General features: G+C 67.8%; 12 protein-coding genes and 1 pseudogene. 7 read left to right on the forward strand and 6 right to left on the reverse strand.

The window, feature by feature from the left end:
• Positions 1-99 precede the first annotated feature (99 nt).
• Entirely contained in the window at positions 100-1,599 is a 1,500-nt protein-coding gene (locus QRT08_RS06385) for a DUF790 family protein (protein ID WP_286045100.1), read from the reverse strand.
• Positions 1,600-1,754: 155 nt separating this feature from the next.
• Between QRT08_RS06385 and QRT08_RS06390 the strand changes: the two genes are divergently transcribed.
• Positions 1,755-1,898 (forward strand): hypothetical protein, encoded by a 144-nt coding sequence (locus QRT08_RS06390; RefSeq protein ID WP_286045101.1) that lies wholly within the window; start codon positions 1,755-1,757, stop codon positions 1,896-1,898.
• A gap of 6 nt (positions 1,899-1,904) precedes the next feature.
• On the opposite strand, the gene QRT08_RS06395 is transcribed toward QRT08_RS06390, so the two are convergent.
• The gene (locus QRT08_RS06395) at positions 1,905-3,266 is read right to left on the reverse strand and encodes a DEAD/DEAH box helicase (RefSeq protein WP_286045102.1); all 1,362 of its coding nucleotides are present in this window, start codon (positions 3,264-3,266) and stop codon (positions 1,905-1,907) included.
• A gap of 246 nt (positions 3,267-3,512) precedes the next feature.
• Between QRT08_RS06395 and QRT08_RS06400 the strand changes: the two genes are divergently transcribed.
• The 3 genes and pseudogenes from QRT08_RS06400 (at position 3,513) to dnaK (ending at position 6,838) form a co-directional block, all read left to right on the forward strand.
• Positions 3,513-4,112 carry an HdeD family acid-resistance protein gene (locus QRT08_RS06400; RefSeq protein WP_286045103.1) on the forward strand — a complete coding sequence of 200 codons (600 nt, stop codon included), beginning with the start codon at positions 3,513-3,515 and terminating at the stop codon, positions 4,110-4,112.
• 187 nt (positions 4,113-4,299) lie between these two features.
• Positions 4,300-4,776, forward strand: a pseudogene (locus QRT08_RS06405) (nucleotide exchange factor GrpE); the annotation flags it as partial.
• A gap of 145 nt (positions 4,777-4,921) precedes the next feature.
• Complete coding sequence (gene dnaK / locus QRT08_RS06410; RefSeq protein WP_286045105.1) at positions 4,922-6,838, forward strand: molecular chaperone DnaK; 1,917 nt, start codon at positions 4,922-4,924, stop codon at positions 6,836-6,838.
• 77 nt (positions 6,839-6,915) lie between these two features.
• Here the strand turns inward: dnaK and QRT08_RS06415 are convergent, their stop codons facing one another.
• The 4 genes from QRT08_RS06415 to QRT08_RS06430 all read right to left on the reverse strand — a co-directional run bounded on the left by QRT08_RS06415 (position 6,916) and on the right by QRT08_RS06430 (position 10,428).
• The gene (locus QRT08_RS06415; RefSeq protein WP_286045106.1) at positions 6,916-7,086 is read right to left on the reverse strand and encodes a DUF7987 family protein; all 171 of its coding nucleotides are present in this window, start codon (positions 7,084-7,086) and stop codon (positions 6,916-6,918) included.
• A 79-nt stretch (positions 7,087-7,165) separates the two neighbouring features.
• Entirely contained in the window at positions 7,166-7,789 is a 624-nt protein-coding gene (locus QRT08_RS06420; protein ID WP_286045107.1) for an SDR family oxidoreductase, read from the reverse strand.
• 60 nt (positions 7,790-7,849) lie between these two features.
• A complete protein-coding gene (locus tag QRT08_RS06425; RefSeq protein WP_286045108.1) occupies positions 7,850-9,577 on the reverse strand; it encodes a Rieske 2Fe-2S domain-containing protein in 1,728 nt (575 codons plus the stop codon).
• A gap of 56 nt (positions 9,578-9,633) precedes the next feature.
• A complete protein-coding gene (locus QRT08_RS06430; protein WP_286045109.1) occupies positions 9,634-10,428 on the reverse strand; it encodes a ZIP family metal transporter in 795 nt (264 codons plus the stop codon).
• A gap of 87 nt (positions 10,429-10,515) precedes the next feature.
• Between QRT08_RS06430 and dnaJ the strand changes: the two genes are divergently transcribed.
• The 3 genes from dnaJ to QRT08_RS06445 all read left to right on the forward strand — a co-directional run bounded on the left by dnaJ (position 10,516) and on the right by QRT08_RS06445 (position 13,777).
• Positions 10,516-11,652: a molecular chaperone DnaJ gene (dnaJ, locus tag QRT08_RS06435; RefSeq protein ID WP_286045660.1), complete on the forward strand. Its 1,137-nt coding sequence runs from the start codon at positions 10,516-10,518 to the stop codon at positions 11,650-11,652.
• A gap of 48 nt (positions 11,653-11,700) precedes the next feature.
• Positions 11,701-12,405 carry an acyl-CoA synthetase family protein gene (locus tag QRT08_RS06440; protein ID WP_286045110.1) on the forward strand — a complete coding sequence of 235 codons (705 nt, stop codon included), beginning with the start codon at positions 11,701-11,703 and terminating at the stop codon, positions 12,403-12,405.
• 61 nt (positions 12,406-12,466) lie between these two features.
• Positions 12,467-13,777, forward strand: a complete 1,311-nt coding sequence (locus QRT08_RS06445; RefSeq protein WP_286045111.1) for a dicarboxylate/amino acid:cation symporter — start codon at positions 12,467-12,469, stop codon at positions 13,775-13,777.
• Positions 13,778-13,787 lie beyond the last annotated feature (10 nt).

Consider the following 13,787-nt stretch of genomic DNA (forward strand, 5'->3'; position numbering starts at 1 on the left):
ACTTCCCGAATCCACTGGGGTGGGGAGGGGATCAGCGGGACCGGGAAGTAATGAAGACTCTATTCCTCTAAATAAAAAGCCTTTCGGTGGAGAAACAGGTCAGCCGCCGACCGATCGGAGCCGACCGCCCGAGAGGCCGTCCCACTCGACGCGGTAGCCCAGCCGCGAGAGGGCGGCGCTCGTCTCGGTGATTCCCGCCTCCTCGAGGACGCTTTCCGCCTCCGAGAGCGACTGGCCCGCCGAGAGACGGTCGGAGACGGTCGTGAGAACGGCTGGGCGGACGAGCGTGCGCCCGACCCGCTCGTGGTCGGGGAAAGCGCGGTCCTCGACGGCCGCCTCGCTCACGCCGTAGCGGGCCGCGAGCGTCGAGAGCGAGAGGACGTCCTCCTCCGGCGACAGCGTCTCGGGGAGCGAGGCGGCGCTCGCGGCGACGAGGCGCTCCTCGTACCGGCGCAGCGCGTCGCGGACGTCCTTGATCCGCACGCTCCCGGAGTAGGGCAGGACGCGGTGGTCGCGCGCCTCGATCTCCTCGCCGACGCCCAACGAGTCGTCGACGGCGACGAGCAGTTCGACCTCCTCGACGCGGTCGAGTTGATCGAGTTTCTTCTCGACGTACTCGGGGGTCCAAAACCCCATGATCTCGAAGTAGACCCGAAACTCCGAGTGGGCGTAATTGAACGCGAAATCGGGGATCATCACGCTCGCGCCGACCTCTAAGGGTTCGGGTTCGCGAAGCAGTTCCCAGTCGAGATCCAGCGCCGCAAAGCGGGTCGCGAACTCGCGCTCGACGCCGCTGTCGTAGCTCACCTCGATGGGCTCCGTATCGGGCGGCCGGAGGTCACTATCGGAGAGTTCGAGGGTCCGCTCGGTGCCCCGGTCGTCGATGGTCGCGCGCAGGTCCCACTCGGTCGCGCCGACGACCGCCCGGAGCAGGCGGGCGAAGCGGGTGCCGTACCGGCGGGTCGCGCGGAACAGCGCGTCGGGACCGGTGACGACGAGTTCCCGACCCCTATCGGTCTTCCTGACCTCGTAGAGCAGCCCCAGTCGCTTGGTCGCCGAGACGAGCCGTCGCGGGTCGTCGCTCCTGATCCGGACCTCGCGGGCGTCGAACAGCGCCGTCTGGGCGAGCGAGAGGTCGTACTGGGCGAGCAGGCTCTCGGGATCGTAGCGATCGGAGAGCGAGGCAAGCACCCCACGCTCCTCGCGGTCGGCGTACAGCGCGTCGTCGAGGTCCGCGGGCGAGACGCCGAGCGAGTCGGCCGCCCGCGCGAGCGCTCGGGTTCGATCCTCGCCGTTTGCGACCAGCACGGCCTCGCCGGCCTCGAAGGCCGCCCGGCGGGCGCGCTCGGGCGGAACGGCGGCCCGCGTCTCGAAGGTCGCCTCCCGTTCGACGAGTTTCGCCAGCCCGCGGACGAGTTTGAAGTCGTGTTCGGCTTCGAGGTCGGCAAGCGCGCCATCGAGCGCTTCGCGTGGCTCCCCGACATGGGCATCGAACACGCCGAGCACCTTCGCGGCAAGCGGACGGTGCTCGCGCCCGGCGAACTGGAGGTGATAGCCCCCGCCGGCACGCGAGACGCGAAGCAGGTCCTTGGTCAGCACCGTCCCCCCGTAGGGGATCGGGGGTGAAAAAGGCGCTCGAACGGTGATGAGTGCGCGCTCGGGCAAGCCCGCGGGTTATCCGGCCGTGGCACCAACGACAAACGGCACGGGGAGGGCGCTACGGGACCGATCCGTGGCGGTCGCTCCGTCACACCATGATCGTAGACAAATGCAAGCTGTGTGAGTTCTACGTCGTCGTCGAGAGCCCGGCCGATCACCACCGCGTCATCCAGGCCCACGAGCGAAGCGAACACGGCATGGTCGACCCCGGCCGCCAGAACCACCGGTCCGACACCTGATCCCGATCAGCGACGCCGGGCCGCGACGTTCTCCTCGGCGGTGTCCTCGCTCACGAGTTCGTAGAGCAGCGCCCGTTTGCCCTCGCCGGGCCGGAGGATCCGACCCAATCGTTGGGTGAACTCCCGCTCGGAGCCGCTGCCCGAGATGACCACGGCGACGCTCGCGTCGGGGACGTCGACCCCCTCGTCGAGCACGTTCGAGGCGACGACTCTGGAGTAGGTCCCCTCGCGAAAGCGCTCGAGGATCTCGCGGCGTTCCGTCGTACTCGTTCGGTGGGTGATCGCCGGAATGAGAAAGCGCTCGGAGAGCCGGTAGACCAGGTCGTTGTGCGCGGTGAAGACGATGATTCGCTCGCCGCGGTGGCGGTCGAGGATCCCGCCCAGCGCCTCGACCTTCCGCTGGGCGTTCGAGACGATCTCGCGGGCGCGCTGTTTCGCGAGCAGCGCCTCTCTCGCACGCGGATCCGATCCGGAGCGCTTGACGAGTTCCTGGTAGTCGCTCCCGCGGCGCATGTCGATCCCCGACTCCCGGAGATAGGAGACGAACGTCTCCTGATTTCGTTCGTACGCCTCGCGTTCCTCGGCCGTGAGCGACACCTCGATCCGCTTGACGTCGTAGGGCGCGAGGTGTTTCCCGGCGAGTTCCTCGGCGTTCGTCCGGTAGACGACCGGCCCGACCAGTTCCTCGACGACCTCGTGAGCGCCGTCGGGACGCTCGAACGTCGCGGTCAGACCCAACCGAGCGGGTGCGGCGAGCAGGCGGGCGATCTCGCGATACCCCTCCCCGCCGAGGTGGTGGACCTCGTCGAAGACGACGAACGGGAAGACGTCCCCGACGGAGTCGGCCTTGAGATAGGCCGAGTCATAGGTAGAAACGGTGATCGCCTCGCGCGACTGGACGCCGCCGCCGAACTGTCCTACTGGAATATCGAACTCCTCGCGGAGTTCCTCACGCCACTGGTTCAGTAGATCGATCGTGGGGACGACGACCAATGTAGGGACGGCGAGTTCCTCGATGACCTTTAGCGCGATCACCGTCTTGCCGCTTCCCGTCGGGAGTTCGAGCACTCCCCGATCCCCGTTCTCGCGCCACGCGTCGAGGGCGTCCCGCTGATAGGACCGCAGTTCGTACTCGGAGGTGAGCCCTCGAAGCGTCGGGGTATCGAAGACGAGATCCTCGGTGTCGACCCTCTCCGCGAGACGGGTCCGGAGGTCGCCGTAGCGAAACGCGGGCGCCCTGTAGACCTCGCTTCGGGGGTCGTATTCGAGGATCGGGTCCGAGGGATCGGTCTCCCGAACGGCCTCGAGTTCGCGCTCGTCGCCGCTAACGCGGATCGTCCCGTCCTCGTAGGTGATCCGTACCGCCACTGGGGGCGGGTTGGCGGCCGCGCCATATATACCGAACGCGTCGTCCCGTCGGCCGCGCCGTTCGGCGGGCCGCGGACAGGTCATCGGGCCGTTACACCACGCCTCGGTCGTTCGAGCGTCCGGGTTCCGCCCGTAATCCTGCTATCGGCCGTTCGGCCGTCTCCCTGTAAGTTACAGCCCGTCCTCTCGGAGGATACGCAGACACGTTCATACTGTCGCCCATCCAACTCTAATCGGGTGAATACGATGGTAACACAGACGACCGAGATGGAGGAGTCGATGGCGAACAGCGCCAGCGAGACGTGGCGATCGCTCATGATCGTCGGGGGGGTGTTGGCGGTGCTGGGCGTGCTCGCGATCGCCTTCCCGTTCGCGACGGGGATCGGTATCGAACTGCTGCTCGGGGGGTTGCTCGTCGTCGGCGGGGTCGTCCACGGCTGGCACGCGCTCAGCGCACGAAGGTGGGCCGGCTTTTTCGGCGGCGTTGCCCTCGGCGTCCTCTACGTGATCGCCGGGCTGGTACTGCTCGCGAACCCCGTCGTCGGGCTGGCGACGCTCACGCTCCTGGTGGGAGCGTTCTTCCTCGTCGACGGGGTCGTCGAACTCTACATGGGCTTTCGGGTCCGTCCCGGGACGAACTGGGCGGGGCTGGCGGTGAGCGGCGTCCTCTCGCTGGTGCTCGCGGGGCTGATCCTCGCCGGCTGGCCGAGCACCGCCGTCTGGGCGGTCGGCCTCCTGTTCGGGATCAACCTGCTCACGACCGGCCTCGCGATGGCCGCGGTCGCGATGGGTGGCAGACGGATGGAGCGGGCCGGGGCGGGAGCGGGAACCCCCCGTCCCGAATAGCACCCCAGTTCGGGTCGGTTCTGTAACCCTTAAATCCGCGCGGGCGCACCCTCGACGCATGAGCAACGACGAGCCCGCGGCACCCGACGAGGACCGAGAACCGACGGAGCCAGCGGCGGACGAGACGCCGGACGAAACCGACGAAACGACCGTGGACGAGGGGGACGGGCCCGAGGAGGACGCCCCCGACGAACGCGAGAAGCGCGAGGAACTCAAGGCCGAACTCGCCGAACGCGAGGAGCGGATCGAGGAGCTCGAATCGCGTCTGAAGCGCACGCAGGCGGACTTCCAGAACTACAAGAAGCGCGCGAAAAAGCGCCAGCAACAGGTCGAGGAGCGCGCGACCGAGGACCTCGTCACCCGGCTGCTCGACGTTCGGGACAACCTCAAGCGCGCCGTCGAGGAGGACTCCGAGGACGTCGAGAGCCTCCGAGAGGGCGTCGAGATGACGCTCGCGGAGTTCGATCGCGTCCTCGAGGACGAGGACGTGAGCGAGGTCGCCCCGGAGCCGGGAAGCGAGGTCGACCCACAGCGCCACGAGGTGATGATGCGCGTCGAGAGCGACCGGCCCGAGGGGACCGTCGACGAGGTCTACACGTCGGGCTACGAGATGGCCGAGAAGGTGTTGCGGCCGGCGCAGGTGACGGTCAGCGACGGAACGGAAGAGTAGTATTGCGGTTCCGGTTTTCGTGCCACGCGCAACGCGCTGATCGGCGGAATTTACCCGCTAGCGGCCCGTTGACAGGGTTTCCCGTGGAGGGTCGAGCTCGCAAGGCTTAAAAGACCGAGTGCGCAAGGATAGGCCAACAATGGCGAGTAACAAGATTCTCGGTATCGATCTCGGTACCACGAACAGCGCCTTTGCGGTCATGGAGGGTGGCGACCCCGAGATCATCGTCAACGGCGAGGGCGACCGGACGACGGCCTCTGTGGTGGCCTTCACCGACGACGGCGAGCGATTAGTAGGAAAACCGGCGAAGAACCAGGCGATCCAGAATCCCGACCGGACGATCGCCTCGATCAAGCGCCACATGGGCGAGGAGGACTACACCGTCGACGTCGAGGGCGAGGAGTACACGCCCGAGCAGATCTCGGCGATGATCCTCCAGAAGATCAAGCGCGACGCCGAGGAGTACCTCGGCGACGACGTCGAGAAGGCCGTCATCACCGTCCCGGCGTACTTCAACGACAAGCAGCGCCAGGCGACGAAGGACGCCGGCGAGATCGCCGGCTTCGACGTCGAGCGCATCGTCAACGAGCCCACCGCCGCGTCGATGGCCTACGGGCTGGACGACGACTCGGATCAGACGGTACTGGTCTACGACCTCGGCGGCGGCACCTTCGACGTCTCCATTCTCGACCTCGGTGGCGGCGTCTACGAGGTCGTCGCCACGAACGGGGACAACGACCTCGGTGGCGACGACTGGGACGAGGCGATCATCGACCACCTCGCCGAGGAGTTCCAGAACGACCACGGCATCGACCTCCGGGAGGATCGCCAGGCGCTCCAGCGGCTGAAGGACGCCGCCGAGGAGGCGAAGATCGAGCTCAGCAGTCGAAAGGAGACCGACATCAACCTGCCCTTCATCACGGCGACGGATTCGGGGCCGGTCCACCTCGAGACCTCGCTGACCCGCGCGAAGTTCGAGTCGCTGACCTCGGACCTGATCGAGCGCACCGTCTCGCCGACCGAGCAGGCACTCAGTGACGCGGGCTACGACGAGGGCGACATCGACGAGGTGATCCTCGTGGGGGGATCGACCCGGATGCCACAGGTGCAGGAGAAAGTCGAGGAGGTCGTGGGCCAGGAGCCCAAAAAGAACGTCAACCCCGACGAGGCCGTCGCGCTGGGCGCGGCGATCCAGGGCGGCGTCCTCGGCGGCGAGGTCGACGACATCGTCCTGCTGGACGTCACGCCCCTCTCGCTCGGTATCGAGGTCAAGGGCGGCCTCTTCGAGCGCCTCATCGAGAAGAACACGACGATCCCGACCGAGGAGTCGAAGATCTTCACCACCGCCGCCGACAACCAGACCTCCGTGCAGGTCCGGGTGTTCCAGGGCGAACGCGAGATGGCAGAGGACAACGAACTGCTCGGCGAGTTCATGCTCTCGGGGATCCCGCCCGCGCCCGCGGGCACGCCCCAGATCGAGGTCTCGTTCAACATCGACGAGAACGGCATCGTCAACGTCGAGGCCGAGGACCAGGGCTCGGGCAACAAGGAGGACATCACGATCGAGGGCGGCGCGGGCCTCTCGGACGAGGAGATCGACCGCATGCAGAGCGAGGCCGAACAGCACGCAGAGGAGGACAAGGAACGCCGCGAGCGCATCGAGGCGCGCAACGACGCCGAGAGCGCCGTCCAGCGCGCCCGCAGCCTCCTCGAGGAGAACGAGGAGAACGTCGACGACGAACTGATCGAGGAGATCGAGGCCGAGATCGACGAGGTCGAGGCCGTACTGGAGGACGAGAACGCCGAGACCGAGGAGATCAAGTCCGCGACCGAGGACCTGAGTAAGGCGCTTCAGGAGATCGGCAAGCAGATCTACCAGGGCGCCCAGGAGGGCGCCGCGGGCGCAGGCGCCGGAGCGGCCGGTGGCGCGGGCCCCGGCGGCATGGGCGACATGGGCGGCGCGGGTGCGGCCGGCGCTGGCGGTGCGGGCGGCCAGGAGGGCGAGTACGTCGACGCCGACTTCGAAGATGTAGGCGACGACGAGAACGACGCGTAGTAGCGACGACGGGCCACACCTCGTTATCGGTACTCGGGTCGACGGCGAACCGGAAGGCGAATACAGAACCCTCGTTTTCAGGCCGTTCGCGCCCGCAATCCGTTGATCCCCAGCGGCACGACCAGTCCCACGCCGATCAGGACGGCGATCGCCGCGGTCCGGCTGTCGATCGTCAGCCTCGTCCCGTACCAGAGCACGACCGCCAGCACGACGCAGACGGCGGTGATCCACGTATCCGTCGACACCATGGCGGACCGCGGTCCAACGGAGGTAAATGTTTTCTGTTAATCGCTACCGTATTTTACGGGACGGAGCGGTCGCGGACGGTTAGAGCCGGTCGAGGGCGCTCTCGATCGGTTCGTCGCCCTCGATCAGTTCGAAGGTCTTTCCGTGGGTGGTCTCGGCGTCGAGGGCGGTCACGAGCGTCCGGGCGACGTCGGCGCGGGTGATCTCACCGCGTTCGACGCGGCGGGCCGCCTCGATCTTCCCCGTTGCGGGCTCGTCGGTCAGCGCGCCCGGCCGGGCGATCGTGTAGGTCAGATCGCTCTCCTGAAGGTGCTCGTCCGCGGCGAGTTTGGCTTCGAGGTACGGCCGCAGTTCTTCGGGACTCTCTGCGGGCCGGTCGGCGTTGATCGAACTGAGCATGACGAACCGGTCCGTCCCTTCCTGCTCGGCCGCGTCGATCAGCCGGATGGCGCCGTCGCGGTCGACCCCCTCGACGTCCTCGCCGCTCGATCCCGCCGCGAAGATCACCGCATCACACCCCTCGACGGCGTGGGAGACCTCCTCGGTGAGGTCCGCGACGACCACGTCGACGCCGAATTTCTCCTCCATCTCCGATACTTGGGACTCCTCGCGGACCATCGCGTGTGCGGTGTGCTCGCTTTCGCTCAGGAGTTCGGTGACGTGCTGTCCGACCCCGCCGTGCGAGCCAGCGACCAGTACGTCCATCGTTCGAAAGGAGGGGCGAGAGGCCCAAAAGCGTGCCGTCGGCGCACGAAAGGCGTCGTCTCAGGGCGTCTCGTGGAGCTTCTCGCCGCGGTGAAGCCGGGTCGCGATGGTGAACGTCTGTTCGCGCTCCCGGCGAGTGGGGGTATGGGCGGCGAGATACCGGGCGGTGGCGATCAGGTGGAGCCGTTCCTCGCCGGTGCGCCCCGCCTGTTCGAAGGCGGCTTCGACGTTCTGGAGCGTGTGGAAGTTCGAATCCTCCCGGAGCAGTGCCCCGCCGAGGGTGCGTTTCAGCGCCTCGGGATCGCCGCCCGAATCGAGGTAGTCCGCGACGATCCGACCCGCCCGATTCACCTCGCCTTCCTCGTCGAAGGCCTCGGAGAGGTCGGAGAGCAGGGTTTCGGGATCGGAACCGACCTCGCGTGGCTCCGGAACCGCGGTCGGCGGCGTGTTGAGGAACCGATCGAGGTAGACGTTGACCGCGCCGTCGTAGACCGCCCTGTAGATCCCCTCCCCCTCCGTCCGGCGGGCCAGCCCGCAGACCGCGTTCGCGTAGGTGTAGGTGTGATGGACCGTGTTCCAGTCGCGGAACTCGTTGCCCGTCCCGAACTGTGCGATCCGAACGGCGGCGGCCTCGGCCACCCGGTCGGCCAGTCGTGCCGCGCTCGCACCGTCCTCGATCGCCTCGTCGAGTGTCGCGACGATCCCTCGGGGATCCTCGGAGAGCAGCGTCTCGCCGAACCCCTCAGGAGGCGTCCACTCGTCGCCCTCGCCCGCCTCGATTCGTGCGGGGAGGCGCTCGAACGATTCGTCGAGAAGCGCGGCCAGATCCACGGGCTGGCGCCACGAGGAGCGCTCCTCGCTCCGTTCGGCGCTCGCGAGGCCGGGGACGAGCGCCGGAAGCAGGTCGTCGGCGCGCTCCCAGCCGACGTGGTCCAGCGTCTCACAGGCCTTGTTGAGGAAGTCGACCGTGTGGCCGACGTCGAGGTACCGGTGGTCGGTGGCCGCACCCACCAGCATGGAAACGACCCGTTTTCGGGAGCCCTCGGCGATCGCGCTCCTGAGGACTCGCTCCGCGCCCTGTCGGTCGCGGACCTCGATACAGTCGCGAAACCACCGATCGAGGCGCTCGGGGTCGTGCTCCCCGCTCAAGGGGTCCTGGACGAATCTGGGGGGATGGCCCGCCGCGTCGTCGGCGACGCTCACCGCACCCGTATAGAGCGCCCGTCGGCGGTCCTCGCGAGCGAGATGGGAAAGGAGGTTCGCCATCGCGCCCATCGTCGTCAGCCCGGGCCCCCAGCCGTCGTCGCGGTAGCGCGCGCCGAAGGTCGCGACGCGCTCCAAGGAGGTCTCGTAGTCGACGCCGGCGTCGTCGAGGCCGATGACTGACTTCGCGAGCACCAGCCGGAGGTCGTTCTCCAGGCCGTCTTCCAATCTCGCGAGCCACCGTTCCTCGGGGGGTTCGTCGCGTTTCGGATGCGGATCGACCCAGATTTCTCCATCTCTGATCTCGACCGGGTAGGTGGGAACGTCGTCGGCGAAGGGGTCGAACGTGCTCCCGCAGGACAGTTCGAACCGCGCGTGGTGCCAGTGGCAGGTCAGGACGCCGTCCTCGACGGTGCCCTGTGCGAGCGGGAAGCCCATGTGCGGACAGCGGTTGTCGACGGCGTGGATCTCGCCCTCGTGGCGAAACAGGGCGATGGCCTGTCCGCGGGTGGTGACGAGCGTCCTGTCGTTCTCCTCTAAGTCGTCGACGCTCGCGACCTCGACGAAGTCGTCGGTGGTTGCCATACCCCACGGTACGTCGGACGGTGACTAAACGGTTCGCTGAAACGGTCTTCTGTATCTCAGACGAACGATACGGGGAGCATCAGGAGAACGCCACAGAAGAGGCCGATGGCGAGCTCCGGGGTCCCATTTCTCGGGAGATCCCGCCCGATCGAACGCGCCTCGGGAACGAGTTCCGAGAAGACGAGGTAGATCATCGCGCCCGCGGCGAAGCCGAAGCCGACCGCGAGGAAATCGCGGGCGGTCCGAACGAAGGCGTAGGCGAGTGCCGCGCCGATCGGCTGGGGAAGGCTCGAGAAGACCGCCCACCAGACCATCCGCCAGCGCGGGACGCCCAGTCCCTGAAGCGGGATGGCGACGGCGATGCCTTCGGGCACGTTCTGGATCGCGATCGCACCGGTGATGAACACCGCGAGCACCGGAACCGTGAGGCCGAGGACCGAAACGCCCTCTCCCAGAGGAAGGTCGGCGAAGGAGACGCCGATTGCGACGCCCTCGGGGAAGCTGTGGACGGTCAGTACGCCGAGGATGAGCACGAGCTTCTTGAAGCCCGCCTCCTCGTACTTGCGGGGGTGGATCTCCGTCCCCGAGAGGGCGCGGTCGCTCGCGACCACGAGCGCGACGCCGACCGCCAGGCCGACTCCGAGAGCGAGCGGTCCGCCCGCGGCCAGCCCCTCGGTTGCCAGCCCGAAGATCGAGGCGGCGAGCATGATCCCCGAGGCGAACCCCCAGAGCGCGACGTTGAGCCGGTCGTTCACGTCGTCGAGGAAGAAGAAGGGAAGCGCCCCGAGGCCGGTCGCGAGCGCCGTCAGCAGCCCCGCGAGGGTGACCAGCGCCAGCTCCGCGTGTACCATGGACGGTGTTGGCGGCCCGACACCATGAGCGACGGGGCCCGAGAGCGGTCCGTTCAAGTACGACAATCCAGTATGAGACGACAACTGATGAGCGAGGATTTCTACGACGTCCTCGGCGTGAGTCGGGACGCCAGCGAGGACGAGATAAACAAGGCCTTCCGGAAGAAGGCCGCGAAGTACCACCCGGACGTCAGCGACGAGCCGGATGCGGAGGAGAAGTTCAAGAAGGCGAAGAAGGCGAAGGAGGTCCTGACGGACGAACAGCAACGGGCGGCCTACGACCGCATGGGTCACGACCGCTTCGAACAGGCCGAGAAACGCGGCGGGTTCGACGGCGGTGCGGGCGGCGCGGGCGGCTTCGGCGGCGGCGACCCGTTCGGCGGCGCGGGCGGCGGTGGCGGCCTCGGCGACATCTTCGAGCAGTTCTTCGGCGGGGGCGGTGGCGGCGGTCGCCGCCAGGGCGCGGACCTCCAGACGCGCCTGTCGGTCACGCTCGAGGAGGTCTACGACGGCGTCGAGAAACAGATGACGATCAACCGCCCCGAGCGCTGTGAGGCCTGCGACGGCGCGGGCGGGACGAACCCCCAGACCTGCCCGGAGTGCAACGGTCGGGGGCAGGTCACGCAGGTCCAACAGACCCCGTTCGGCCGGATGCAACAGACCCAGGCCTGTCCCAACTGCCGCGGCGACGGGCAGGTCTACGAGGAGAGTTGTAAGGACTGTCGCGGCGAGGGGCAGGTCACCCGCGAGACCACCCTCTCCGTGGAGATCCCGGAGGGCATTCGCGACGGCCAGACCCTGCGGATGGAACGCGAGGGCGCGCCCGGCGAGCGGGGTGGCCCCAACGGCGACCTCCTGATCGAGATCCGAGTCGAGGACCACCCCGACTTCGAGCGCGACGGCGACGACCTGCGGTACAGAAAAGCGATCTCGTTTCCCCAAGCCGTCTTCGGTGACACCGTCGAGGTCCCGACGATGGAGGGCACGGTAGAGATGGACGTGCCGGGTGGCACCCAGAGCGGCGAGCGCTTCCGCCTCGAGGGCAAGGGCATGCCCCGGCTTCGACGCCGAGGCCAGGGCGACCTCTACGTCTCGATCCAGGTCGTGACCCCCGAGGAACTCAACGAGGAGCAGCGCGAGGCGCTCGAGGCGTTCGCAGAAGCCGGCGGCGAGGAGATCGAGGTCGAACAAGGGTTTTTCGAGCGGATCAAGAGTTCGCTGTAGGCGGGTCGATCACACAGCGGCTTTCTACCGGCGTCGAGAAGGACCGGTATGGAGACCATCGGGGAACTGGTCGGGCGCGAGCGCCGGACCCGCGAACCGGCGCTTCGCGCGCGAACCGGCGTGGCGCTGCGCTACGACTACTACCAGTTCTGTACGACCGCCCAGAAGACGGGCAACTTCTTCAGCCACCGCGGGGTCCGGACGGGGGCGCTCGTCGGGATCCGCTCGGAGGAAAGCGGCGCGCCGATCCTCTCGCTGTTCGGCGCGGCGCTGCTCGGCGCGCGGGTGCGTTTCGACCCGCCCCGCGAACTCGACGCGCGCCTGCTGGTCGCGCCGGGCAAGGAGGTCGAGGAGTACGACCTCCCGGCGGGAGCGAGTCGGATCGCGTACACCGGCGAACCGAGGGCTGGAATCGAGTCCTTCGGCGAGAGCATCTGGAGCGAGAACCCCGCGTGTCCCGTTCCCTCGGAGATCCGTTCCGAGACGCCGTTACTCGAAACCGGGAGCGGGACCTACACCCACGGCGACCTGCTCGCGGCGGCCGAACGGGTCGTCGAGCGGTGGGGGATCGAACCCGGCGACGAGGTCGCGATCCGCGCGCCGCTCTCGGAACCGGGAACGGTCGTCGCGGGCGTTCTCGCGCCGCTTCTCGCGGGCGGCGTGATCGTCTTCCCCGGCCCCGACGAGGTGGCGGACCTCGCGGTCGGCGCGGGGCCCGAACCGAGCACGATCCCTCACGAATCGGTCCCGTAACCTCTCCGCTTCCTGCCGGTTTTGGGAAACCGTTTTATCGGAGAGGGCACATTCGTAGGCTATGGCAGGCAATGGCATACTGCGGGGCTGGCGACGCTATCGGTCCGTGCCGATCATCTACCGGATCGGGGCGGCGTTCGTCCTCGGGTCGATCGTCGGCCTCGTGGTCGGGGAACCGGCGACCGCGCTCCAGCCGATCGGCGACCTGTTCGTCCGACTCCTGAGCATGATCGTCGTCCCGATCGTGATCTTCACGCTGCTGATGGGCGTGCGCCACCTCACGCCCTCCTCGCTGGGACGGGTCGGCGGACAGGTGGTCGCGCTGTACGCGATCACCTCGACGATCGCCGTCGCCATCGGGCTGGCGGTGGCGAACGCCATCGATCCGGGACAGGGGCTGACGCTGGTCGAAGGCGAGATCGACACGCAGGAAGCGCCGAGTTTCACCGAGGTGCTCCTCGGGATCGTCCCCGAGAACCCGATCAACGCGATGGCCAGCGGCGACATCCTCGCCGTGTTGTTCTTCGTCCTCGTCTTCGGCCTCGCGCTCGCGATGCTCCAGGAGTCCAGCGAGAACCCCCGCGTCCAGAACGGCGTCGAGACCTTCTTCGACCTCGCGGAGGCGGGTTCGGAGGCGCTGTTCAAGATGGTCTGGGGGATCATGGAGTACGGCGTGCTGGGCGTGTTCGCGCTGATGGCCTCCATCTTCGCACAGACGGGTATCGGCGTGCTCTCGACGTTCGCGCTGCTGGCGGCCACCCTCGTCCTCGGGGTGGCGCTTCACATCTCCATCGTCTACCTCGGGACGATCATCGCCCTGCTGACCCAGCAGTCGCCGATCGCCTTCCTCGCGGGGATCAAGGAGGCGATGGTGACGGCGCTCTCGATCGCCTCCTCCAGCGCGACGCTCCCGATCTCGATGTCGAACGCCGAGGACAACCTCCGGGTCAACGAGGGAATTTATGGGTTTTCGCTCCCGCTGGGCGCGACCATCAACATGGACGGCACCGGGATGTACCAGGGGATCGTCGCCATCTTCGCGGCGAACCTCGTGGGCGTCTCGCTCACGCTGACCGAACAGATCACGGTCGTCACCATCGCGGTGCTCGCGAGCATCGGCACCGCGGGCGTGCCCAGCGCCGGGCTGATCCTCCTTACATTGGTGCTCACGCAGTTGGGCCTGCCGCTGGAGGTCGTCGGCTTCATCGCGGGCATCGACCCGCTGCTCGACCGGCTTCGCACGATGACGAACGTCACCGGCGACCTCGCGGTGACGACGCTGGTCGCCCACTGGAACGGCGCGGTCGACTTCGACGGCGGCGTCTGGGCCAGCGGCGAGTCCGGCCCCGCCGGCGTCCCCGGCGACGACTGAACGGCGCTCC

The organism is Halalkalicoccus sp. NIPERK01, assembly GCF_030287405.1.
Lineage (GTDB): Archaea > Halobacteriota > Halobacteria > Halobacteriales > Halalkalicoccaceae > Halalkalicoccus.